This is a genomic window from Paenibacillus sp. LK1 (assembly GCF_002750415.1).
Lineage (GTDB): Bacteria > Bacillota > Bacilli > Paenibacillales > Paenibacillaceae > Paenibacillus > Paenibacillus taichungensis.
The window spans coordinates 1-21611 of the sequence record NZ_PEII01000028.1 but is presented as its reverse complement, the minus strand read 5'-3'; the positions used below and the strand labels follow the sequence as shown (position 1 = coordinate 21611).

The window sequence follows — 21611 nt, the reverse complement described above, 5'->3', positions numbered from 1 at the left end:
GACCATTTTCATAATATACCGGAAGGAGTGGAAGAAAGCATGTCAGAACGTATAGTAAAACCTGTGTTGAATCCGAAAGCAGACGGAACGTTGTTGACGGTCACACCAGAGTCTGCGGGATGGCAATACGTTGGGTTTCAGGTGGTGCAGCTTGCGGAGGGACAGACCCTAACTCGTGAGAGTGGAGATCAGGAACTCTGCCTTGTGCTTCTTAGCGGCTTGGCGAATGTAAGTACTCGTGAATATACGTGGGAGAAAATCGGGAAAAGAATGAGTGTTTTTGAGAAAATTCCTCCGTATTCGATTTACGTATCCAGTTCAGATCGAGTGGAATTCACCGCTCTTACCGCATTGGAGATTGCCATATGTGCGGCACCAGGTAAAGGCACGTATCCAGCTCGTCTGATTGCCCCGGAAGATGTAGGTGTTGAGACGCGTGGTTACGGCAACCTGGAACGACAGATTCACAACATTTTGCCGGAACAAAAAGAAGCAGACAGTCTGCTCGTCGTTGAAGTGTTCACGCCTGATGGACATTGGTCGAGCTATCCGCCGCATAAACATGACCGGGACGCTCTGCCTGACGAATCATTGCTAGAGGAGACGTACTATTTTCGAGTGCAGCCTGAACAGGGGTTTGCCATCCAACGGATATACACAGATGATCGAGCTGTAGATGAGACGCTTGCAGTGAACAACGGCGAAGTTGTGCTTGTTCCATGTGGATACCATCCGGTGGGTGCTCCTCCGGGATACGAGGTCTACTATCTGAATGTGATGGCAGGACCAACCCGCACCTGGAAGTTTCATAACGACCCGGACCATGATTGGCTGATGAATAAAAAGTAGTATCGGCTTCAAGTTGCGTATGCGGACTTCCCCCTGCATAATGAGAAGATAACGATTACCTATATATAAGGAATTTATATATAGCACAAATGGGGAAATAACAATGAAAGCAACCATATATGATATAGCACGCGAGGCGGGGGTATCCATTGCAACCGTCTCACAGGTCATTAACGGCAAAGGTAAAATTAGCGAGAAGCGGCGCGTCGAGATTATGGAGATCATGGAGCGGCTTCACTACCAGCCGAGCGCTATTGCTGCTGCACTTACGGGTAAGCAGACATACACGCTCGGGCTGCTCGTGCCCGATATCTCTAATCCGTATTTTGCCGAGCTGGCCAGAGCGGTAGAAGATCGCAGTCGGCAGTTGGGTTATAGCGTCGTGATTTGCAGCACAGACAATAAGGACGAGCGGGTAGAGCGGTATTTGAATCTGCTTCAGCAAAAAAGGGTCGACGGCATGATGATCGGAACAGGTATCGATAATGCCGAGATTCTATCTCCGCTCCTGCAACAGTCGATACCTGTTGCTCTAATTGCCCGTCATATGCCGTCGTTGTCGGTACATACCGTTGCCATCGATGATAGGCTTGGGGGCGCCTTGGCAGCACAGCATCTGCTTGAATTGGGTCATACTCATGTAGCGGTGCTGTCCGAATCGTTCAAAGTCAGCAGCAGTCAGGAACGTGTACGCGGATTTCGTGAAGCATTGGAGAAGGCGGGTTATTCTCTTAAAGCCGATCAGGTGAAAGAGTCATCTGCCGATCTGGGTTCAGCCAAAAAAGAGGCGCTCGTGCTGCTCACAGATAAGAATCGAGCCACAGGCATCTTCTGCTGTAACGACATGCAGGCCATTGGTGCGCTTCAAGCTGCCAAAGAACTAGGCCTGCGTGTGCCTGAAGAGGTATCAATTATCGGATTCGATAATACGATTCTGGCTTCGGTAACCAGTCCGCCTCTGACGACGGTTGCCCAACCTATTGAGGATCTGGGGCGTCGTGCCGTTGATTTATTAATTGATGAGCTAAAAAATGAAGAAAATTCACCGCAAAAAATTGTCCTGAAGCCTGAATTGGTCATTAGAGACTCAACAGGAAAGGTATCAGATCAATCTTAAGACTACAGCCCGGTCCTGAAACATATACGTCGTCCACATAAAACAAGCCGCGTGCACCTAAGGTGAACGCGGCTTGTTGCGTTAAATCTTGAACTTCTTCACTTCCTCGTACAGCGTGTTGGCATGCTGCGCCAGTTCATTGGAACGTTCCGAGATGCTTGTAATGTAATTGAACTGTTCCTGTGTGGAGGAAGCAACCTCTTCTGTAGAAGCCGCGCTCTGTTCCGACATGGCTGCAACACTGGAGATCACTTCGGCAATCTTACCAGAGCTATCATCCAACTCGGTCGTAGCAGAGGATACCAACTGAAGCTGGCTGTCGATGCCGTCAATGGATTGTTTGATTCGGGTAAACGACTCGCGCATCTCATGCACAGCAGCTACCTGCTGCTCAATACCTTGTTCAGCCGAAGTTACTTCACTCACGCTTTGACGACTTGCCGCTTGAATCTCATCCAGCAGGATAATGATATCCTGTGCCGAGTCCGAAGACTGTTCTGCTAGTTTCCGCACTTCTTCGGCAACGACAGCGAAGCCTCGTCCGTGTTCACCCGCTCTGGCCGCTTCAATGGAAGCATTCAGGGCGAGCAGATTGGTCTGGGAGGCGATGCCCCGAATCATGCCGACAATATCCTCAATTTTCTGCGACTTATCCGCCAAAAGCGTGATCGACTCACCCACCCGATCAATGGAAATCCGATTGCCGTCCGCAAGTTCCACCTGTTGATCCACGGCTTGCAATCCGGCAAGCATCGCTTCCCCTGCTTCACGCATCATGGTTACTGATTGTTCAACACTGCGGTTAATGCCGCCAACACTATTACTCATCTCGGACAGTCGACTGGAACCGTCGTAGACCGATTCCGCCTGTTTGCTTGACCCTTGCGCGAGTTCATCTGTGGCGATGGAGATCTGTTCGGCAATACGTTTGGTATTGTCCGTATGTTCTTCCATTTCACCCGAGATGCTTTGCACCCGGTTAGCGGAGGAGGCGACCTGTTTCAGCAGCAGACTGAGTTGAGCGGACATCTGATTGAATGACGTACCTAACTCTGCGAACTCATCTTTTCCTTTGATCTGCACCTGACCGGTAAAGTCACCACTCGACATCAGTCTGGAGGTCGCCCCCAAGCTTTTCAGTGGTTTGATGAATAGTGTTGCAATCCAGTATGCTGCCGCCATAACAACGATTAGCGTAACAGCGATAATCAGAATGTAGTTATTTCGTAATTCATAGTATTCTGAATAGGCTAATTTCTCGGAAATAACTGAACCGACCACCCAGCCCGTGCTGGGGATCTGATTGTAGAACAGTAGATAATTCTCACCATTGTATTTAAAATTCTTCTCTCCTGACGGGTTTGCCTGCATATCGGCCAGTAGTGGTTTTAATTCAGCATTTTCAGAGGCCGACGTATTCACCTGTTTCTCGTCAGGGTGAGCAAGAAGCATTCCTTTTTTATCGATTAAAAATGTATAACCTAGCCCGTCCAGATTGATTTTCCCCACCGTATCCGTAAGGGTAGAGAGCAGCAAATCCCCTGCTACTACGCCTTGTAGCTGTCTCTCTTTATTCAGGACCGGCATCGCCATGGACACCGCGTATTGCTTCGACATCATATCCAGATAGGGATCAGAGAATACCAGTTGATCAGCCTGCTTCGCTTCCTGGTACCAAGGACGCTGACGTGGATCATACCCGGCATCAGGTGTCCAGTCCGAACCATTCATGAAATGACCGTCTTGTTCTGAACCATAGTAAAGATCCGAAAGACTCTCTTTGTTACTGCCCAGCTTCATGATGTCAAAATAATCTTCGTTCAGTTGTCCAGCCGGAATTCCTTCCTGAATCACAAACCCCAGTGTTTCCACAACTTTGGCATTGCTGCTGATCCAGCCATTCAGTTCGTTGGCCGCCGAGGACATTAATCCAGTTAATTTGGAATCAACATTACGAGTGGCTTGTTTCTCTGTTTGGTATAAGCCTAGTGTTGCCAGTGGAATCGCCGTAATCAGTACAGCGGCCAGAAACATCATCATTAATTTCGGTTTAAGTTTCATCCAATTCTCCCCCTCTGATGTCCCTGCTAGTATAGGAAAAGCCGAAAGCTTATGTAGTATATCGACATTTTTTTCAAAAAGATAATATAGATATTTATCAAGTTAATTAGCAATTTATAATATTTAAAATTGAAGGATTATGAAGAGGTTTTTCTTTATAAAGTACTTGTATTTAGTGGGTTATTTTAATGATCTAGAACAATATTTGGATGAGATGGTATACTTATAATGGAATCTTTAATTTCCTGATTTACCCAACAGAGAAAGGAGATCTCAATGAAAAAAAGAACCAAAACCATTCTTGGCGTAGTCGCTGTAATCGTGATTGCAGCTATTGTGATACCCATGTACATTTCGAGACAACATACCACCTTTCGAGCTGAAGTCACGGATCATATGAGTATGCTGGATACACTGGACATTCTGATTATCAAAAAAATACCGACCACCGATCCATACGATCAAGAAGAAGTGACTATTAAAGATCCCCAAGAGATTAGAAAGATGTTAAAGCTTGCGAAGGATATCGAATTAAGAAGAGTAAAGCAAATAGATATCTCCGAGCGATCCGAGGGGACCCCATATTACTATGACTGGCAGCTTTTGACGAAGAAAGAAGATCGATTTACAGAAGGCTTTGGAATTACGTTTTATAATGAACATGCCGTCTCTATCTATAGCGGATACAAAACGAGAGACAAGCTTGAAAATTATGAAATTACCAATGATTTTAATTTAAGTGAAGTGGAACGCCTATTTACTAATTTGAAGGAGGGGAAGAAATGACGGAGTATCAATTGCGTCCGATTGAAGAGCAGGATATCCCTTTTCTGTGGGAGATGTTGTATGCATCCATCTTCGAGCGGGAGGGGGAAGAGCCTTTTGAACCTGATATCATCCATAGCCCCGGCATGTCCAAGTACGTTGAAGGCTGGGGGAGAGAGGGAGATTTCGGATTTATCGCCGTGGATTCTCAAGGCAAGCGTATGGGATCGGTGACGTTGCGGTTTTTTAATGATCAGAATGCGGGATATGGTTATGTAAATGCGGCTACACCCGAGATGGGAATGGCTGTGGTTGAGATAGCGCGTGGCAAAGGAATAGGCACCCGTCTCATTCAGGCGGCATTAGAAGAGGCTCGAAAGCGGGGTATTGACGCCGTTTCGCTCAGTGTTGATCCCGATAACGAAGCAATTCGGCTTTATCGGCGTTTCGGATTCGTCGAACAGGGCATGTGTGGCACATCTGTAACGATGGTGTGTGCGATGAACCCATGACCTTACTGCAAGTATGGTGATCGCGTTCATATGAAGATTTGAAAAAACAAAAAGGCGTTCCCCACATATGCTGGGAAACGCCTTATGATATGACTTCATATTAATCGCACCGTATTCCCTTTGTGCTCACAAACAGAAAAGAGGAATCTGGACGGCTCTTAACAATGCCTAAAAACCAATCTTCAAGCTGCTACCCTCTGTGGCTATTCCTTCCGAGCGGTTGATGGGCAGCTTTTGTTCTGCTGAGAAGCCGAGCGTCTCGCCGTCATGCAGGGTTACATCGTTTTCAACAACATAAGTCGCAGTCATATACATCATTTCAAATACTTCACTTAATGGCTTTGTGGATTGAGTGATTTCCATCTCCTCTTTCCCGAAGTTGCGTAACCCATAAGTATAGGCTGATGTGCCTTCAGAGCTTTGGAATAGTCCGATGAAAATCCAGAGGGAGACGGGAAGTTCATCATCCTTAATTCCACGACTGATGTCCACATACTGGCCTGCTTCCACCACAAGTGGCGCCATATATATAGCCAGCGCATGGTCCAGCTGGAGCAAGGCGCTCGCTGTTTGGGTGAACAGAATATGTGCCTGAATGGCGTCAGTTGCATTCAGTACAGAGACAATAATCTGAGATTGATGTCTTGAAGTGACTTGTACTGCGTCCCGCCATAGCACATTTAATTTAGCATTTTCCTCTACTTCGCGATCAGGGACAGGAGCATTAATGTGTGCACACACCACTTGCATTCCATCCACTTCGAAAAAAAGATTACCTTCCTCTGGACGTTCGTCAATCTCAATATTCCACTCGTTTTTCATCGTGCTAATGAAGTGATCAAAATTACAATCTTCGTGCTCCAGCAAAACAAATCCAACGATGGTTTCGCTATATGGAGCAGTATGTACGGCTCCACCTGCGGTCGGGTGTTCCTTTTTGCGGCGTCGAAGCTTGTCAAACAGTCCCATGAAACGTTCTCCTTTCCAGACCAATCACAGTGATCAGGCATAATCCGATGCCTTTATAACCATACCTTACCACATTGGAGCTTTTAATGAATCCCGGTATGGTAATGGCCATCAGGTGATCAGAGGAAAAGAACGAGAAGTAATGCAATGATCGCAGGCAGCCCTTGTTTGATAATGATGGACCGAGTAGCGGTTACACCTCCGTAGAGGGCGGCGATAATGACACATGCCAGGAAGAAGATCTGAATGTGCTGTCCGACGGATGTATCCGGATAAACGAGTCCCCAGATCAAACCAGCGGCCAAAAATCCATTGTACAGACCTTGATTGGCTGCCAGGGACTTGGTGGATTCCGCTAGTTCAGGGGTAAGACCGAACGTCTTCATCGTGCGTGGACGGGTCCACAGGAACATCTCCATCACCATGATGTAGAAGTGCTCAATGGCTACAATAGCCACGAAAATGATACTAATCAAAAGAAACACCTTGCTTTCTTATATGTCATTTATTTACTTGTCCTACTCAGTATAAATGTTTGCCATCCGAACTGAAAGTAAAAAATTTAATTTTACACAAATTAATTGTGTAAATTATTAATGAGTTCATGATTCTCTTTTATAATGACGCCCGCGGATTAAGTACAAAGATAAACATAAGCTGATTGTCGAAAATCCATTCATTGGGTAATAATGAACAATAAAGAAGTGAACTTACTCATGGAAAAGGGGAATTTGCGTGGGTGTGGGAACCGTTCAATTCGTCCTGCTGGCGGATGATCCATCAACGTTTGTTACACGAGTCGTACCTTTTATCGATATTGAACTTGCTGGAATTCCGAGTGACCGGCATTACGGTCTGTTGCGCCCGGCGGACTCCCGACAGAAAATATACAAACGGGGAACGCCGATTGCAAATCGCAGGCAAATCAGTATTGTCTCAGAAGAGGAATGTGCTCTCATAGCACAGAAGATGAATATTCCGGAAGTACGCCCAGAGTGGCTCGGCGCCAACCTATTGGTCCGTGGTGTTGAAAAGTTGACGGAGCTTCCTGTCGGGACTCGACTTCTGTTCCCAGATGGAACGGGGCTGATCTGTGAAGGGGAGAATCTGCCTTGTGTACACCCAGGGAAAATCATTGAGCAATTCTACGAACAGGATGGCTTGCGCAAAAAGTTCGTGCCAGCCGCCCGCAAAAAACGCGGAATCGTCTGCTCAGTTGAGCGTGAAGGCATCATCCGTACAGGAGATAACATCGAAGTTATTCGCCTGTCCTGAGGCTTCAGGACAGGTTTTTGCATTACAGCCGAATCCGCTTGCTTCGCCTGTAGTTAATCTCAATTTATCCTCTGGAATGGACGTATTCTTCAGGTGTGCTGCCGATAATGGACTTGAAGTCTTTGATAAAATGCGACTGATCGTGATATCCAAGGTCTTGGGAAAGCTTAACCAGATCGCAATCTAGACCCTGCTCCATCAGCTCAGCAGCATTTTGCAGGCGGTAGAGCTTGATCACCATTTTGGGGCTGATGCCCACATACTGATTGAACAGGCGCTGGAGCTTTCTTTTGTGCATATTCCAGGAGGCAGACAAATCATCGACTCTCAACATATCCCGATGCTGCTCAATATACAGCACAATCTGGCTGACCAAAATGGCTTGATCATCAGGAGGAGGGAGATGATTACAGAGAAGCTGATCCATATAACTGACTTTGTCCGCATCACATCCATCTCCGAGCAGACGTTCTTCGAGCTGTGGAGCATCGACACCAAGCACACCAGCGACATCCAAGGGGGTCCCATACAATGTAGAAACGGGAGTACGAATGAATGGATAGAAGCCGCCAGGCTTAAACTTCACCCCAAACACGCTTCCTTTTCCACGCACGAGATAAGAAAATTTCTGTCCAGATGGACCGAAGAAAAAGGTGTTTCCCCGCTCTACCACCAGATTGACACAGGGGTTCGGGACCACATGCTGCGGATATGGATCATACCCGGTAAGATCCCAGGAGACGATCCAGAAATGCTTGACCAAAGAACTCAATGCTTCGGAAGGGGCATACCGTGTCAGGCAATATCTTTTGTCGCCCTCATCCAGATTCAGAAGACCCATACTGGGTCTGATAGCATGATCTGCATGTTTCATTTTGTCGATTCCTCCAGGTACCTCGTCAACTCTGCTTCGTTACGAACCATGCACAATTTATGTTGGTGAGGCTGCAAAAACGCCATGATTAGTGCTTTTTCCTTACGGTCATGTTGATAGCTCCATTTATACATCTTCCAGAGCATAGTGAAAGTCTGTCGGTAATTTCCTTGTTCCAGCCCGAGCTTCTGTACTGTGAAACGTTTGAGAATGCGCACATTCCTTCTCCATACGGGGGTATTCAAATAGACGATAAGATCAGCCTGCTCGAAACTGCTTGCTACCCATTTATAGTGCACACCTTCGATAATCCACTGATTGGAATACACTGCTTTTTGCAGAAGTGTGTCCCGCGTCTCCGGACTATTGCGAATATCCTGTCCTTGAGGTACACGGTGCCACACAATATTGTCGAGCTCATAATAAGGAAGGTCTAACCTCGCGGATAAATGGCGGGCCAGTGTAGATTTACCGCTGCCGACTGAGCCGATAATATGTATTTTGTTTGGCCTTAGTTTGATCTTGGATTGTTCACCGACCATTCCGTAACCAGTCCCCCCTTTATTTTACCTGTGCTCTCTGAACAACAACGCCCGGACAGCGAAACGTGGCAAAATAAGTTGTCTGCGCCATCTGGAAGGCTCGCTGAGCAGTCGATAAAGCCATTCCAAATTAAGCTTCTGCCATATTGCAGGTGCTCGTTTGGTTTTGCCGGCCAGAATATCCAGGCTTCCCCCGACTCCGATGGCTATACGAGCATTGAGTTGATGGCGATATTTGTTGATCCAGTGTTCAGCATTGGGTGCTCCTAGGGCCACAATAAGAAAATCAGGTTGTGCCTCTTGAATTTCTTCTACAATGTTTTGCTCCTCATCCGTTGTGAAAAATCCATGATGTCTGCCACGAACAACAACTCCCGGATAGTTATGCGCAATAACTTCTACAGCCCGCTTACTGACGCTTTCTTCTGCCCCGAGCATATAAAAGGACCAATTCTTCCTGCTTCCTTCCTCCAACAAACGAAAAAGCAGGTCACAACCAGTTACCCGTTCGGTCAATTGTCCACCCCGAAAGCGGGATACCATAACAATGCCCGCGCCGTCAGCGGTCACAATGCCTGCCTGATCCACGACCGAACGAAGCTCCTGATCCTTCTGGCAAGACATGACGATTTCCGGATTGCCTGTGATGACATGGAACAGTTCGGATCGTCTCTGATCGACTACATCACTAAGAATTGTAACCGTCTGATCCATAGTTATATTGGGAAATGGGATTCCCATAATATTTGTTGTTTGGTTCATATTTTAGTTCCTTTCTGGATGCTAACTATCCGTCCCCAGCTTGTATACATTTCCTGTTATTTCATTCCATTTTAGTATATCTGATCTCCTGGAAAAGCACTATATTTGTTGAAGTTTAGCACCGGACGAAAAGTCCGAAACATTCAAGCTTTATGGCATCTAAAATCATTTATTTTCGCTGTTGTCGCGTTTTTACAATACACCGCTTGGGTATAACGATAGGATAGTGTTGCAAGCAAGTTTCAGTTGTACCTTCAATACAACACATAAAGGGAGTGAGTTCATGGAATTGAAATATGAGTTCTATATTAATGCCGGACAGGAAGATGTGTGGAATGCCCTGATCTCGCCGGACGGTACACGGAGCAGTTTTTTTGGCAGCGAACTTCGTTCCAATTTCCAACCGGGTCAGCCGTTCGCCTATGTGGGGCCTGGGAATGATGGTGCAGAGACGGTTCATGTGTACGGCGATATTCTGGAATTCGAACCTTTATCCCTGTTAAGTTATCTTGAGCATCCCGGACCTTCCTACCACGCCAATCACGCTGAGCTTCAATCCAGAGTAGTGTTCCAGCTGGAGAAGGTAGGGGAATGTACGAAGTTAATATTGATCAATGACCAATTTACGGACAACCATCCATCCTTTGCAAACGCACAGAGTAGCTGGTGGATGATATTGAGCAGTATCAAGACATGGGCAGAGACGGGCGAAACGCTGAATTTTGGCTGGTAAAGGCCAGATAGCAAGAGAATATATGAATATAACATCATAACAACATGAAAAAAGCGCGGATAAGGCGTTTTTATAAACAAGTGTTGAATGATAAAATAATTGCATAAGAAAAATCCACCGAAGTGCATTTCTGCTGTCGGTGGATTTTTTATGTTCAAAGATATATGCAATTCGATCTGTTGAGTTATACCTGTTGAACTTTGATCAAGTTGGTGTTACCGGATTGACCAATCGGTACGCCAGCGGACAATACGATGATGTCCCCTTTTTCGATATAACCAGTTTTGATTGCATTGCGTGTAGCGGACTCGAACATTTCATCGGTTGTCGTTACTTTGTCGCCCATAACCGGAATGACACCGGAGAGCAAGCAGATTTTAGCAAGTACTTCTTCATGCTGTGTAACCGCGATGATCGGTGCTTTCGGACGGTATTTGGAGATCATACGCGCCGTAAATCCACTCTCGGTAGAAGTGATGATCGCTTTGGCATTCAGGACGAGGGAAGAACTAACTGCTCCCTGACTGATAACTTCGGTAATATCAGCTACTTGTTGAGCCGATTTTTGGTTGAATTGTTCTTTGTAATCAATCATCGTTTCAGCACGGCGAGCAACAGCAGCCATCGTGCGCACGGATTGTACCGGATATTTACCTGCTGCCGATTCACCAGACAACATCACAACGTCTGCGCCTTGAAGAACAGCGTTAGCAACGTCACTAACTTCGGAACGAGTTGGACGCGGATTCACTTGCATGGATTCCAGCATGTGTGTTGCTACGATAACCGGTTTACCTGCACGGTTACATTTATCGATCATTTCTTTTTGCATCATAGGCACGTCTTCGATGGGTACTTCAACCCCGAGATCTCCACGCGCTACCATGATACCGTCAGATGCTTCAATGATATCGTCCAGGTTAGTCATACCTTCCTGGTTTTCGATTTTGGAGATAATTTGTACATGATCTACACCGCGTTCTTTCAGGATGCTGCGAATTTCACGAATGTCGTCGCCTTTACGAACAAAGGAAGCAGCGATGATTTCGATACCGTTTTCGATCCCGAATCCGATGTGCATAACGTCACGTTCCGTTACACCTGGCAAAGTCGTTTTGATTCCTGGCAAGTTAACCCCTTTACGTGGTTTCAGAATGCCACCGCTGATGATTTTACAGTGAATATCTGAACCTTCCACGGACAGTACAGTCAGATCTACCAAGCCATCATCAATAAGGATGCGATCTCCCGGTTTTACAACGAGGTTCAATTCAGGATAGTTTACCGAAATACGCTCAGCGTCACCAAGAATTTCTTCGGTAGTCAGGATAAGCTCTTTACCCGCTTGCAGATGGCAGGATGCTTCTTTCAGTTTGCCAATACGAACTTCCGGTCCTTTGATATCCATCATGATTGGTACATACGTATTCAATTCGGAAGCCGCTTTGCGGATATTGTTAATCCGTGCCACGTGATCTTCCAACTCGCCGTGAGCCATATTCAGACGGGCAACAGTCATCCCTTCCTGAATCATTACTTTTAACAATTCGATTGAGTCACAAGCAGGTCCCATAGTACAAATAATTTTTGTTTTCAACATGCTATTTTCCTCCTCATATGTTTGCTTATATGTGTATTGTAGCGTTTTCTGTCGAATCAGGGTATGAACTATAGTACAATGATTAGAATATAGTCCAATAATGAGGTGTGTTATGGTCACTCCATTAGAAGTACGACACATTAATGGTGTCGGTTGGTACGAAGAAGCGGTGCAGTCACAGGCAACTTGGCGGTTAAGCTTGGTTACTTATGGAAAATGTGTATATTGGGTGAACGGAGAGAAGCAGATCATGGAGAAAGGTGAGCTGCTGCTAATTCCCGCTGGCATTCCGTATTACGGCAAAAGTATTCCTACCGTAACTCACACGCAAATTGTTGTTCAATTACAGGGGGAGCATGCACAAGGTTTGCCCGCGCTGGAACGGAGTGAGGCCTTGCGACATAAGCCCGGATGTTATGAACTGATTCATGAACGCATGAAAGCCATCCAACAACAATGGCAGGAACGTCCGTCTTATTATGTCATGATGAGCCAAGCCTTATTGATGGAAGTGCTTATTTATATAAATAGGGAACTGGATCGCGGAGTTATTCCACCGGAGAGACATGTCCATGCGGAGCGGATGAAGCGATACATTGAGCGGCATTACCGGGAGAAAGTTACGAAAGAAGAGCTCGGGGATGAGATCGGTAAAACTCCTAATTACGCAGCCGCGTTATTTAAAAGCATGACGAATCAGACGATCAGCCAATATGTTCATGATCAACGGATGAAAAGGGCAGTGTATTTGCTTACCGAGTCACAGCTCTCCATTCAAGAAATTGCAGAATTTCTCGGTTACCGTGATCTGTCTTATTTTTACCGGATATTCAAGCGTTTAATGGGAAGTCCTCCATCTGATTTGCTCCATGAACGCCCACCTATTGTATGAAGGACAAGTTCCTCATGGTTGCGTCCTGAAAAGTTCTTACATTTAAACATCAACATAAATTACGCAANACCTATTGTATGAAGGACAAGTTCCTCATGGTTGCGTCCTGAAAAGTTCTTACATTTAAACATCAACATAAATTACGCAAAAAAAGAGGGCCTAGGCCCTCTTTTTGGTCTCATGACAGTCAAATTATTCCTGCCCTTTGCAATATAAATCATATACTAAGCGTTACTGCTTGAATTTGTAGCCGTGATTGGCTGCTTTGCTTTTTTGCTTGCCGGACCAACTCGAACCGCAACTACATGCACAGCCCAATATGCTGCTTCCGCGAATAGAATGCCGCCAGCTACATCCAGCAGCGAGTGCTGCTTCACAAACACCGTCGAAGCAATAATCAGCCACAGCCATATCGACCATGAGATCCGCGCCAGTGGTTTGAAGTTCAAGTGGCGATTAATGATGATGAAGAGCAGATAACTTGTGAGACAGTGGATGCTTGGAAAACAGTTGAATGGAGCATCATTGGTATAGATAAATTGTACAAGCGCACTGCTTAGACCAGTTCCGATAGCATCCGGCCGCGGCACGTAAGTAGGGAAGACCGCAAAAACGATATTGGCTGCGATTACTCCTACATTATAGGTAATTATCATACGCCAGAATAACGATTTGTTCGTCAGACCCAAGTAGAGAAATCCAAGATACAGAATCGGCATCCAACTGACATAAGGATAAATAAATTCTTTGATAAAAGGAATCTGTGTATCAATCCAGGCATAATTGTAGAAGACATCACTTCCGGTGTTACTGCCCAATAAAACATAAATGGAACCTTGAAGCGGTATACATAAGATTGCCAGCAAATGTCCCCAGCGCAGAAATAATGCTTTCATAGTATCCCCCTGATTTTGTTCTTCATTTCACAGCTTTCATCTTAACTCTCCACATATATGACGTTGCAGAAGTGTTGCACCCCTGCACTAATTCATTCTTTTACTAATATAATAGACATTTTAGCACTTGAGCCATACCTGATTGTAAGGTAAAAGCTGTAAGAGGAATTCTCTTTTTTGTTACTTTTATAGTTTTATCCAGAAAAGGATACCGGAATATCTATAGATATGATACAACTAAATTGTCATATAAGTTCGTGTGACAACGAATTAAAAACGAAATGAGGCCGATAAAATTTATGAAAACCCCGCAATCCAGGCAAAACCAATCCTTCTCCGCACGTAAACCGGTACTGACGGTAGTGATTATTGAATTACTCCTCTTGCTGGCGGTTTTCGTAGCAGGAGCGATTGCAACCGTGAAGCAACTGGACTACACATCACCCGTATTGATGTCATTTACTCCAATTGCCCTCGTGCTCATTATTTATCTCACCCTACGACGCAAATGGAGAGAGACTGGATTTCGCTCCTTAAGAACCATCCCGGCAAGTCATGCCAAGTATTATATTCCGCTACTCCTTGTACTGGGTACTCTTGCACTCAAAGGATTTACAGAGTTAACCTTGTCCAAGGTCGCCTTTTTTATCTTTTTCACCTTGCTTGTCGCTTTTGTGGAGGAAACCATTTATCGTGGACTGATCTTCAGAACTTTGCTTCGTAAGAGTGCGGTTGCGGCAGTTGTCACATCCAGTGTTTTATTTTCTATTACTCATATCATGAATGCATTATCCGGTCAGAGTATGGCAGATACGATTCTGCAATTGATCTATGCATTGCTGCTTGGAGCGGCACTCGCGCTGTTAATGTTGAAAAACGGAAATATCGTGCCGCTGATCCTGTTTCATTTCATACATAATTTGATTCAATTTCTTGGGAACGACCGGCAAGATACCGGGACTCTTTTCTACGATATCTTCATATTGGTTGTGTTGGTTGCTTATTGCGTATGGTTGACGTTTAGCATTCGAACGAAATCATCTTCGTCAGAGAGTAGTACACCAGGGAGTTCAGTGGTTCATTAAACCGATCTTGATTGGAAGCTACATAACTCTGTTTACCGCCAGCCTTGGGATCGTGGTATACTTCAGTCTGGCGGTATGACAGGCTTGTTACATAATCGGGGGCCCGTTCATCCGTACAATGGGTAGATAAATAGGTGATATTGTGGAAAAAACAGCACAGGCAGTGGCGGAATGGATGGTACAGGAGATTAAATTCACCGGTACGCTTCATCAGGAAGCTGCAATTGAATATGTAAAGTCCAATTTTGGAGAAGAATTTGTATTTGTGAATGAGAATGGAAATACTTCGTTATCAAAAGATGTGAAGAAAGCGTTCCGTAAGTTACATCGTGGGCAGATTGCATGGGATCGTGATGCTTTTATGTGGGCATGGACGTAGAGTGTAATTATGTAATTGATTGAGCTTTCATGGATGTGTTGGATATGCATGTCAAAATATTTTATAGAAAATGTATAAGTTGGTTCGGATCTGCATATCCTTTCATAAGACCGTACTGAGCGGTAGGCAAGCGACAAACCCTGTTCCAGTGCGTGCGAATACATGTATTTCCAAAGCTGTTTGAAAAGAAAATACAAAGATTTGCTTTTTGGTGGAAACGGAGTTATAATAAAAACAAGTTGTAGAGAGTGGAAAACCTAATTCACATATTGTAAAGGGCGATCACTTATAGGTTATGACTGGTACCTTTTTCAATGTGTGAATTTTTATTTGCTTGCTGCAAAGAACAAAGGAACATGTTAATCTTTATTTGGAGGTGTAATTCACATGCAAAACGGAACAGTAAAATGGTTCAACGCTGATAAAGGCTTCGGTTTCATCGAAGTTGAAGGCGGAGAAGATGTATTCGTACACTTCAGCGCTATTACAGGCGAAGGCTTCAAAACGCTGGACGAAGGTCAACGCGTGCAATTTAAAATTGTACAAGGAAACCGTGGTCCTCAAGCAGAAGAAGTTGTAAAACTGTAATTAAAGCATAGCTGCCTTTAACATGTTATAATGGTAAAGGCAGCTTCTTTTTTTTGAGCAGTTATAATGAAAGTCGGCCCAATAGTTGTCGAGACAGAAGTCCGGACGGGACAAAACTTCCGCTAAGTAGTGGCTTCTGTGAAATAACGTCGGATTAGATGTTTTTCCATAACAAAGGGGGTAGAAGTCATGTATAATCGCAAAAAACCGTTGGAAGAGATTCCACAAGCTGATGCGGCAATCTGGGAATGTACGAGTGATACGTGCAAAGGATGGATGCGGGACAATTTTGCGTTTGATAGCGTGCCTACTTGTCCGATATGTGCTTCTGAGATGGTTAGCACGACCAGGATGCTGCCATTGCTTGAAAATTCGAATAGTAATCTGAAAACGATGCCTAAAGGAAATCGGATTTAACATAGCTTACCCGCCTCTAACGAGGTGTTTTTTTTTAAGTTGAACCTGACATCTTGTATAAAGGTAAGGGTATTAAATATGAAGTTCCCGGCATTCGTTTTGGCGAATGCCTTTTTTTATACCTTTTTCCCAATTATGTTGAATATCTAAGTGGGAATATTTTTGATTTATAGCAATTTGTTTACTTGAATTTAGGGTTTGAAGTAACGATAAATCGAAAACAAAAAACCTTCTCGCATGAAGCGAGAAGGTTTTTTTGATTGTTTAGAAATTTTAGATGAACAGGAACGGCAGCAGAAACAGGGTTGCTACAAGAGCCAGATCGATCCCTGCTCCATAGCCGTAACCACCGTAACCCCCACCGTATCCTCCATAACCATATGGACCGTAGGCCGAGGATTTAACTTTCTTTGTTGCAACAGCGTTTTTCTTGCTGCTTTTTACAAGCTTTTGTTTGGATTTGACTGAACACAGCCGTGGTCCTTCGAAACATCCGTTCAAATAAATTTTACCATCACGACATTGACTAAGCGTACCATACATATGCTTACCGTCGTTCATAACGAGACAAACGGAACGTCCAACGTGCGGAGAAACCGTTTCTTCACATACCGGATTAATTCTGTACATGCAAATCCTCCTCAATAGGTGCGGTTGCCGCTTGAATTCAACGGTTTGTATATCATAGTAAAAAGAAGACTGATTGGTATGGACGAGTACCCGGAAATTAGATGGGGAGGAGCCGTTTTTATATTTACTCCATACACTGAAGGGAGTAAAAGGGAGGGATCTCATGGATTATCATGATTTACTGGCCCGGCTTGGAGAAGGGAGCGCCCATCCGGGAGGGTTTACAGCAACGATGCAACTGTTGGATACGCTGTCTCTGCCTGCGCATAGTAAGGTGCTTGAGGTGGGATGCGGTACAGGAAGGACGGCTTGTTATCTGGCTCGAAACGGTTATCGGGTAACTGCGGTTGATCTTAATCGGCAGATGTTGGAGAAAGCGGTGCGACGCGCAAGACGGGAGCGCTTGGATATTCGTTTTATTCAAGCAGATGTGAAATCCTTACCTTTTCCGGATCATTATTTTGATGTGGTATTTGTAGAGTCTGTCACTATCTTCACCCAGTGGCGAAGTACCCTTACGGAATATAAGAGAGTATTGAAGCCGGGCGGTATATTCATTGATCGGGAGATGGTGTTATCCGGAAGGAAGACAGAGGTGATGAGCCGAAGACTGAAACAATTTTATGGAATAAGGACACTGGCAACCATGACTACATGGAAGAAACGTCTCAGACAGTGTGGATTTACTGAAGTCTTGATCAAGGAACAATCTCGTTCTATGGGCAAATGGGGCGTGGATCATGACCCTCATCGGGAGATGGATATGAGCTTGTTTGAGGATGAGCAAGTACAGCGTATGGGTCGTACCAATGATCGTTTGCTTGCGAGATATGGAAAAAGACTAGGTTATGCGGTTTTTGAAGCAAAGTCATCAATGGTTAACGATAACAAACAGAAAGAGTAGGATTACTTGTTGGCGAGAGGGTAGTCCAATAACGAATTTGAAAAAATTAGGCTGATGCCAAATCTGGCATCTAAAAAAGCAACCCACTCTAAAGTGGATTGCTTTTTCTTGGTTTTGGACTCTAAATCCAATTCAGTGAGTAATGAAAATAGTCCACGCCATATTATGGCTGAAAGCATTACAGCATATCGTTGTCGATAATGCGCCAGTGATGCTTCAACAGAGCTTCCAGTTGCGGTTTATCTTTGGCTCGAAAAGCGCTTACGATTTGGCGATGTTCTTCATTTACTTCATTAAGTACACTGGAGAGCTTCGGCTTGTTGTCGCTGACATATGATTGGCGAATAAAGCTGTTTTTTAACGTGTTTAACATCTCGATGACAGTGGCGTTGCCGCAGCGTTGGATGTATAGGTTATGAAATTGATATTGGTTTTTGCTGTAAGCGGCCAGATCTAGCTGGATAATATCTTCATCCATTCGTGCAACAAGGGCCTCCATCTCCAGGAGCTCAGACGGTTTGAGTTGGTCCGCTGCGAGTGTAGCAGCGAGTGCCTCAAGCGCACCAATGGCCTGCGAGAACTCAAGTTTTTTGCCAGCATCAAAAGGAGCGACGATAAATCCCCTACGTGGAATATATTGCAGAAGATTGTCAGAAGTGAGCTGAAATAAGGCTTCCCGAGTAGGGGTACGGCTGATGTCCAGCTTTTTGCAAATCTCCGCTTCATTAATCTTCTGATTGGGGAGCAATGTCCCGTCCTGAATTTTCTGCGCGATATAATCGTAAACGTGATCTTTCAAGGACCGGTATTTGGGTGCCTCCATACCGAATCCCCCCTTCTGTATATAGTGATGATTGAATGTGTGAGGGTGTAAGCCCTGTAATGGTGCGCCGTTCGGGAGTTTCAAGTTTTTATCATCTTAACACCGAGGGGGAAGTTGGGCAAGCAATCTTAATGATCTAAAGATATGTTGATTTAGGGTTGTGGAAAATTACGTTTTATGTAATTTCAGCGTATAAATGTGTTGTTCCATTACAATGCAACTTATTTTTAGGTGATAGCGGAAAAAGTGAGCAGGAGTCGTAAATAGTCGTGGCGAAGCATACATTGATATTGTATTTTGTATACAATATAATAAAAAAGGGGTGCTGGGAGTATATGTCAGATTCAAAAGTGTTAATGGATTGGTCGGAACGTTATGCTGCACCTAATTATCATCCGCTCCCGATCGTCATTGAGCAGGCGGAGGGAGTATGGGTCGAAGATCCCGAAGGTCGCCGTTATATGGATATGTTAAGTGCATATTCGGCACTAAATCATGGGCACAGACATCCAGCAATCATTCAGGCGCTGAAAGATCAGGCAGATCGGGTAACATTAACATCACGGGCATTTCACAGCAGTGCGGCATCACTTTTCTATCAGAAGCTCTCGCAATTTACAGGCAAACCCAAAATCCTGGCCATGAACACGGGAGCTGAAGCGGTTGAAACGGCCGTGAAAGCAGTTCGGAGATGGGCATATCGTTGCAAGGGCGTACAGGAAAATCAAGCTGAAATCATCGTATGCTCAGGAAATTTTCATGGAAGAACGCTGACGGTCACCTCTTTCTCATCTTCAGAAGAGTACAAAAAAGACTTTGGACCTTTTACACCCGGATTCAAAATTATTCCTTATGGTGATATTGAAGCGCTTAAACTTGCGATCACACCGAACACGGCCGCTTTCCTTGTGGAACCTATTCAGGGGGAAGCCGGTATTGTCATTCCGCCAGAAGGATATCTTGCTGAAGCCTTTGCGCTGTGCAAACAGCACCGGGTGTTGACAGTAGCGGATGAGATTCAGACCGGATTCGGACGAACGGGGCGCCGTTTTGCTTCTGACTGGGAGGGGGTTGAACCTGATATCTGGATTATGGGTAAAGCGCTGGGTGGAGGAGTGATGCCCATCTCGGCTATTGCTGCTAATTCAGAAATACTGGATTTGTTTGAACCAGGTTCTCATGGCTCCACATTCGGGGGGAACCCACTCGCTTGTGCCGTGGCTGTCGCAGCACTGGAAGTTCTGGAAGATGAGAAGCTTGCAGAGCGCTCGGAGCGTCTGGGGAATTATTTTATGAAACAGCTTCAGGGAATTCGCAGTTCAGCTGTGTGTGAGATTCGAGGTAGAGGATTGTTCATCGGTGTTGATCTGCATGTGCCTGCACGTCCTTATTGTGAGAAATTAATGTCTGTTGGACTGCTCTGTAAAGAAACTCATGAGACAACGATCCGTTTTGCACCGCCACTTACCATTACGGAGGCTGAAATTGACTGGGCGTTGGAGCGGATTACTCAGGTGTTGCGTGATTGATATACCTTTCATTCCTTGATTACTTCATATAAGCTGCGAAGGAGCTGACCTACATGGAAAACATTGATATTGAATCTGCAGGAACGCTAAATGCTTCTAATGAAACGAGACAATTGCTTCTGCATCATAATGATGTTGCCATCATTAAGGTTCCTTTTGGATTAGGAGGAGCACGAGGTGGTGCTGAGTTAGGTCCGGATGAACTTATTACAGCAGGTTTGAAACGTGAAATTGCCAGCCTTGGGTTGAATGTATCAAAAGAGATCCGTGTAGATTGTCCTTCAGAGTCTGTTGTTCCAATTGAACGCAACCGTGTGAAATATTTATCCGAGGTTAAACAGGTGAGTGAGCGAGTGTGCAGTGAAGTGTCTGGCGCGATAGCGAGAGGTTCTTTTCCACTTGTTCTGGGTGGGGATCACAGTGTAGCGATAGGTTCTCTTGCTGGGTTGTCTGGGCACTATTCCAATCTGGGTGTAATCTGGTTTGATGCTCATGCGGATTTGAACACAGAAGAGCGTAGTCTATCTGGAAATATGCATGGGATGAGTGTTGCTGCCGCTTTGGGGCATTCAGCTTTTAACTTGTCTCATATTCCGGGAGCGGGGCCTTTCGTTAATGCCTCCAATCTGGTCTATATTGGCTTACGTGATCTGGATGTGTATGAAAAGGAACAGATTCGAGCGCTTGGCATTAAGAGTTTTACAATGCATGATATTGATCGAATAGGGATACAACAGGTTATTGAACAGGCACTGGCTGTAGTCGGGGAAGGGACAGATGGTATTCATATTAGCTTTGATATGGATTGTCTTGATCCGCGTGAGGCTCCGGGTGTGGGTACGCCGGTACCAGGGGGATTGAATTATCGTGAAGCTCATTTCGCACTGGAGCTGCTCGCTTCCACCAACCGAGTTACGTCCATGGATCTGGTGGAGGTTAACCCGCTGTTTGATCAGAACAGGCATACGGCCCGCCTTGGAGTTGAGCTGATTGCTTCATTGCTGGGTAAACGGATCTTATAATGAATGTATTACTAATTCTTGTTCGGATGAATCCATGTTTATATAGAAGATATAGAGGGCATGGTTAATAAATATAATGTAATGTTATATAAGAGCCAGGGTCAGATTCATCCATACGATCTTCAACTGAGTGAAGATAGGTATGTGTGGCTTCCCTGGCTATAGTTGTTGGATGCACCTCTTGCTCTTGAATGGATGGGGTGTGAAGTGGGCCTTATAGAGTAAGAATGTTTGGTTATGTCTTGCCTCTTGGTTCCTTTAGAAGTGATGGGTAATTACGAAGGCTCTATTATAGAAGAAAGAGATTGAGATTATCTGATGGAGAATGTGGTTCTAAAGTTTTTTGAAAATAAAACTTGCATTCGAAATCTGTACATGGTATATTCT

The 21611-nt window shown here is 44.9% G+C and carries 24 protein-coding genes; 14 read left to right on the top strand and 10 right to left on the bottom strand.

The genetic code is table 11. The features are described 5' to 3' along the window. Positions 1-39: 39 nt before the first annotated feature. The gene (gene iolB, locus CS562_RS31975) at positions 40-849 is read left to right on the top strand and encodes a 5-deoxy-glucuronate isomerase (protein ID WP_099859371.1); all 810 of its coding nucleotides are present in this window, start codon (positions 40-42) and stop codon (positions 847-849) included. 103 nt (positions 850-952) lie between these two features. Further along, positions 953-1966: a LacI family DNA-binding transcriptional regulator gene (locus CS562_RS31970; protein WP_099859370.1), complete on the top strand. Its 1014-nt coding sequence runs from the start codon at positions 953-955 to the stop codon at positions 1964-1966. Positions 1967-2047: 81 nt separating this feature from the next. Here the strand turns inward: CS562_RS31970 and CS562_RS31965 are convergent, their stop codons facing one another. After that, positions 2048-4027, bottom strand: a complete 1980-nt coding sequence (locus tag CS562_RS31965; RefSeq protein WP_099859369.1) for a methyl-accepting chemotaxis protein — start codon at positions 4025-4027, stop codon at positions 2048-2050. Between the two features lie 276 nt (positions 4028-4303). Between CS562_RS31965 and CS562_RS31960 the strand changes: the two genes are divergently transcribed. Together CS562_RS31960 and CS562_RS31955 are read left to right on the top strand one after the other, a co-directional pair. Then, positions 4304-4813, top strand: a complete 510-nt coding sequence (locus tag CS562_RS31960) for a hypothetical protein (RefSeq protein ID WP_099859368.1) — start codon at positions 4304-4306, stop codon at positions 4811-4813. After that, a complete protein-coding gene (locus CS562_RS31955; RefSeq protein ID WP_099859367.1) occupies positions 4810-5304 on the top strand; it encodes a GNAT family N-acetyltransferase in 495 nt (164 codons plus the stop codon). The genes CS562_RS31960 and CS562_RS31955 overlap by 4 nt, the downstream gene beginning before the upstream one ends. Positions 5305-5472: 168 nt before the next feature. Here CS562_RS31955 and CS562_RS31950 read toward each other — a convergent pair whose 3' ends face one another. After that, positions 5473-6273 (bottom strand): DUF4261 domain-containing protein, encoded by an 801-nt coding sequence (locus CS562_RS31950; protein ID WP_099859366.1) that lies wholly within the window; start codon positions 6271-6273, stop codon positions 5473-5475. A gap of 119 nt (positions 6274-6392) precedes the next feature. Continuing rightward, positions 6393-6758: a DUF1304 domain-containing protein gene (locus CS562_RS31945; RefSeq protein WP_099859365.1), complete on the bottom strand. Its 366-nt coding sequence runs from the start codon at positions 6756-6758 to the stop codon at positions 6393-6395. A 256-nt stretch (positions 6759-7014) separates the two neighbouring features. On the opposite strand from CS562_RS31945, the gene CS562_RS31940 reads away from it, so the two are divergent. Beyond that, a complete protein-coding gene (locus CS562_RS31940; RefSeq protein ID WP_099859376.1) occupies positions 7015-7548 on the top strand; it encodes an MOSC domain-containing protein in 534 nt (177 codons plus the stop codon). A 64-nt stretch (positions 7549-7612) separates the two neighbouring features. On the opposite strand, the gene CS562_RS31935 is transcribed toward CS562_RS31940, so the two are convergent. From CS562_RS31935 to CS562_RS31925, 3 genes are read right to left on the bottom strand one after another with little or no spacing between them, the layout of a single operon-like run. Then, complete coding sequence (locus CS562_RS31935; protein WP_099859364.1) at positions 7613-8422, bottom strand: helix-turn-helix domain-containing protein; 810 nt, start codon at positions 8420-8422, stop codon at positions 7613-7615. Next, positions 8419-8964 (bottom strand): P-loop NTPase family protein, encoded by a 546-nt coding sequence (locus CS562_RS31930; protein ID WP_099859363.1) that lies wholly within the window; start codon positions 8962-8964, stop codon positions 8419-8421. Before CS562_RS31930 ends, CS562_RS31935 begins: the two co-directional genes overlap by 4 nt. A gap of 24 nt (positions 8965-8988) precedes the next feature. Continuing rightward, positions 8989-9726 (bottom strand): WecB/TagA/CpsF family glycosyltransferase, encoded by a 738-nt coding sequence (locus CS562_RS31925; RefSeq protein WP_099859362.1) that lies wholly within the window; start codon positions 9724-9726, stop codon positions 8989-8991. 283 nt (positions 9727-10009) lie between these two features. On the opposite strand from CS562_RS31925, the gene CS562_RS31920 reads away from it, so the two are divergent. Continuing rightward, positions 10010-10459, top strand: coding sequence for an SRPBCC family protein (locus CS562_RS31920; protein WP_076292254.1), 450 nt, complete (start codon positions 10010-10012; stop codon positions 10457-10459). 184 nt (positions 10460-10643) lie between these two features. Here CS562_RS31920 and pyk read toward each other — a convergent pair whose 3' ends face one another. Continuing rightward, positions 10644-12059 carry a pyruvate kinase gene (gene pyk, locus CS562_RS31915; RefSeq protein WP_076292255.1) on the bottom strand — a complete coding sequence of 472 codons (1416 nt, stop codon included), beginning with the start codon at positions 12057-12059 and terminating at the stop codon, positions 10644-10646. A gap of 112 nt (positions 12060-12171) precedes the next feature. Here pyk and CS562_RS31910 point away from each other — a divergent pair, with 112 nt between their 5' ends. Beyond that, complete coding sequence (locus CS562_RS31910) at positions 12172-12951, top strand: AraC family transcriptional regulator (protein WP_099859361.1); 780 nt, start codon at positions 12172-12174, stop codon at positions 12949-12951. Positions 12952-13175: 224 nt separating this feature from the next. On the opposite strand, the gene CS562_RS31905 is transcribed toward CS562_RS31910, so the two are convergent. Beyond that, complete coding sequence (locus tag CS562_RS31905; RefSeq protein ID WP_099859360.1) at positions 13176-13847, bottom strand: phosphatase PAP2 family protein; 672 nt, start codon at positions 13845-13847, stop codon at positions 13176-13178. A gap of 299 nt (positions 13848-14146) precedes the next feature. Here CS562_RS31905 and CS562_RS31900 point away from each other — a divergent pair, with 299 nt between their 5' ends. The 4 genes from CS562_RS31900 (at position 14147) to CS562_RS31885 (ending at position 16316) form a co-directional block, all read left to right on the top strand. Continuing rightward, positions 14147-14932: a CPBP family intramembrane glutamic endopeptidase gene (locus CS562_RS31900; RefSeq protein ID WP_099859359.1), complete on the top strand. Its 786-nt coding sequence runs from the start codon at positions 14147-14149 to the stop codon at positions 14930-14932. A gap of 142 nt (positions 14933-15074) precedes the next feature. Beyond that, positions 15075-15311 (top strand): DUF6953 family protein, encoded by a 237-nt coding sequence (locus CS562_RS31895; RefSeq protein WP_076292258.1) that lies wholly within the window; start codon positions 15075-15077, stop codon positions 15309-15311. A 387-nt stretch (positions 15312-15698) separates the two neighbouring features. Beyond that, on the top strand, positions 15699-15899 hold the full coding sequence (locus CS562_RS31890) for a cold-shock protein (RefSeq protein WP_024633772.1): 201 nt from the start codon (positions 15699-15701) through the stop codon (positions 15897-15899). 189 nt (positions 15900-16088) lie between these two features. Then, on the top strand, positions 16089-16316 hold the full coding sequence (locus CS562_RS31885; protein WP_024633773.1) for a cold-shock protein: 228 nt from the start codon (positions 16089-16091) through the stop codon (positions 16314-16316). A 273-nt stretch (positions 16317-16589) separates the two neighbouring features. On the opposite strand, the gene CS562_RS31880 is transcribed toward CS562_RS31885, so the two are convergent. Continuing rightward, entirely contained in the window at positions 16590-16946 is a 357-nt protein-coding gene (locus CS562_RS31880; RefSeq protein WP_099859358.1) for a hypothetical protein, read from the bottom strand. A 163-nt stretch (positions 16947-17109) separates the two neighbouring features. On the opposite strand from CS562_RS31880, the gene CS562_RS31875 reads away from it, so the two are divergent. Further along, on the top strand, positions 17110-17850 hold the full coding sequence (locus CS562_RS31875; protein ID WP_099859357.1) for a class I SAM-dependent methyltransferase: 741 nt from the start codon (positions 17110-17112) through the stop codon (positions 17848-17850). A gap of 178 nt (positions 17851-18028) precedes the next feature. Here CS562_RS31875 and CS562_RS31870 read toward each other — a convergent pair whose 3' ends face one another. Further along, positions 18029-18673, bottom strand: a complete 645-nt coding sequence (locus CS562_RS31870; RefSeq protein WP_076292261.1) for a GntR family transcriptional regulator — start codon at positions 18671-18673, stop codon at positions 18029-18031. A 335-nt stretch (positions 18674-19008) separates the two neighbouring features. On the opposite strand from CS562_RS31870, the gene CS562_RS31865 reads away from it, so the two are divergent. Both CS562_RS31865 and rocF read left to right on the top strand, forming a co-directional pair. Then, entirely contained in the window at positions 19009-20202 is a 1194-nt protein-coding gene (locus CS562_RS31865) for an ornithine--oxo-acid transaminase (RefSeq protein WP_099859356.1), read from the top strand. 53 nt (positions 20203-20255) lie between these two features. After that, positions 20256-21224, top strand: a complete 969-nt coding sequence (rocF, locus tag CS562_RS31860) for an arginase (RefSeq protein WP_099859355.1) — start codon at positions 20256-20258, stop codon at positions 21222-21224. Positions 21225-21611: the final 387 nt, after the last annotated feature.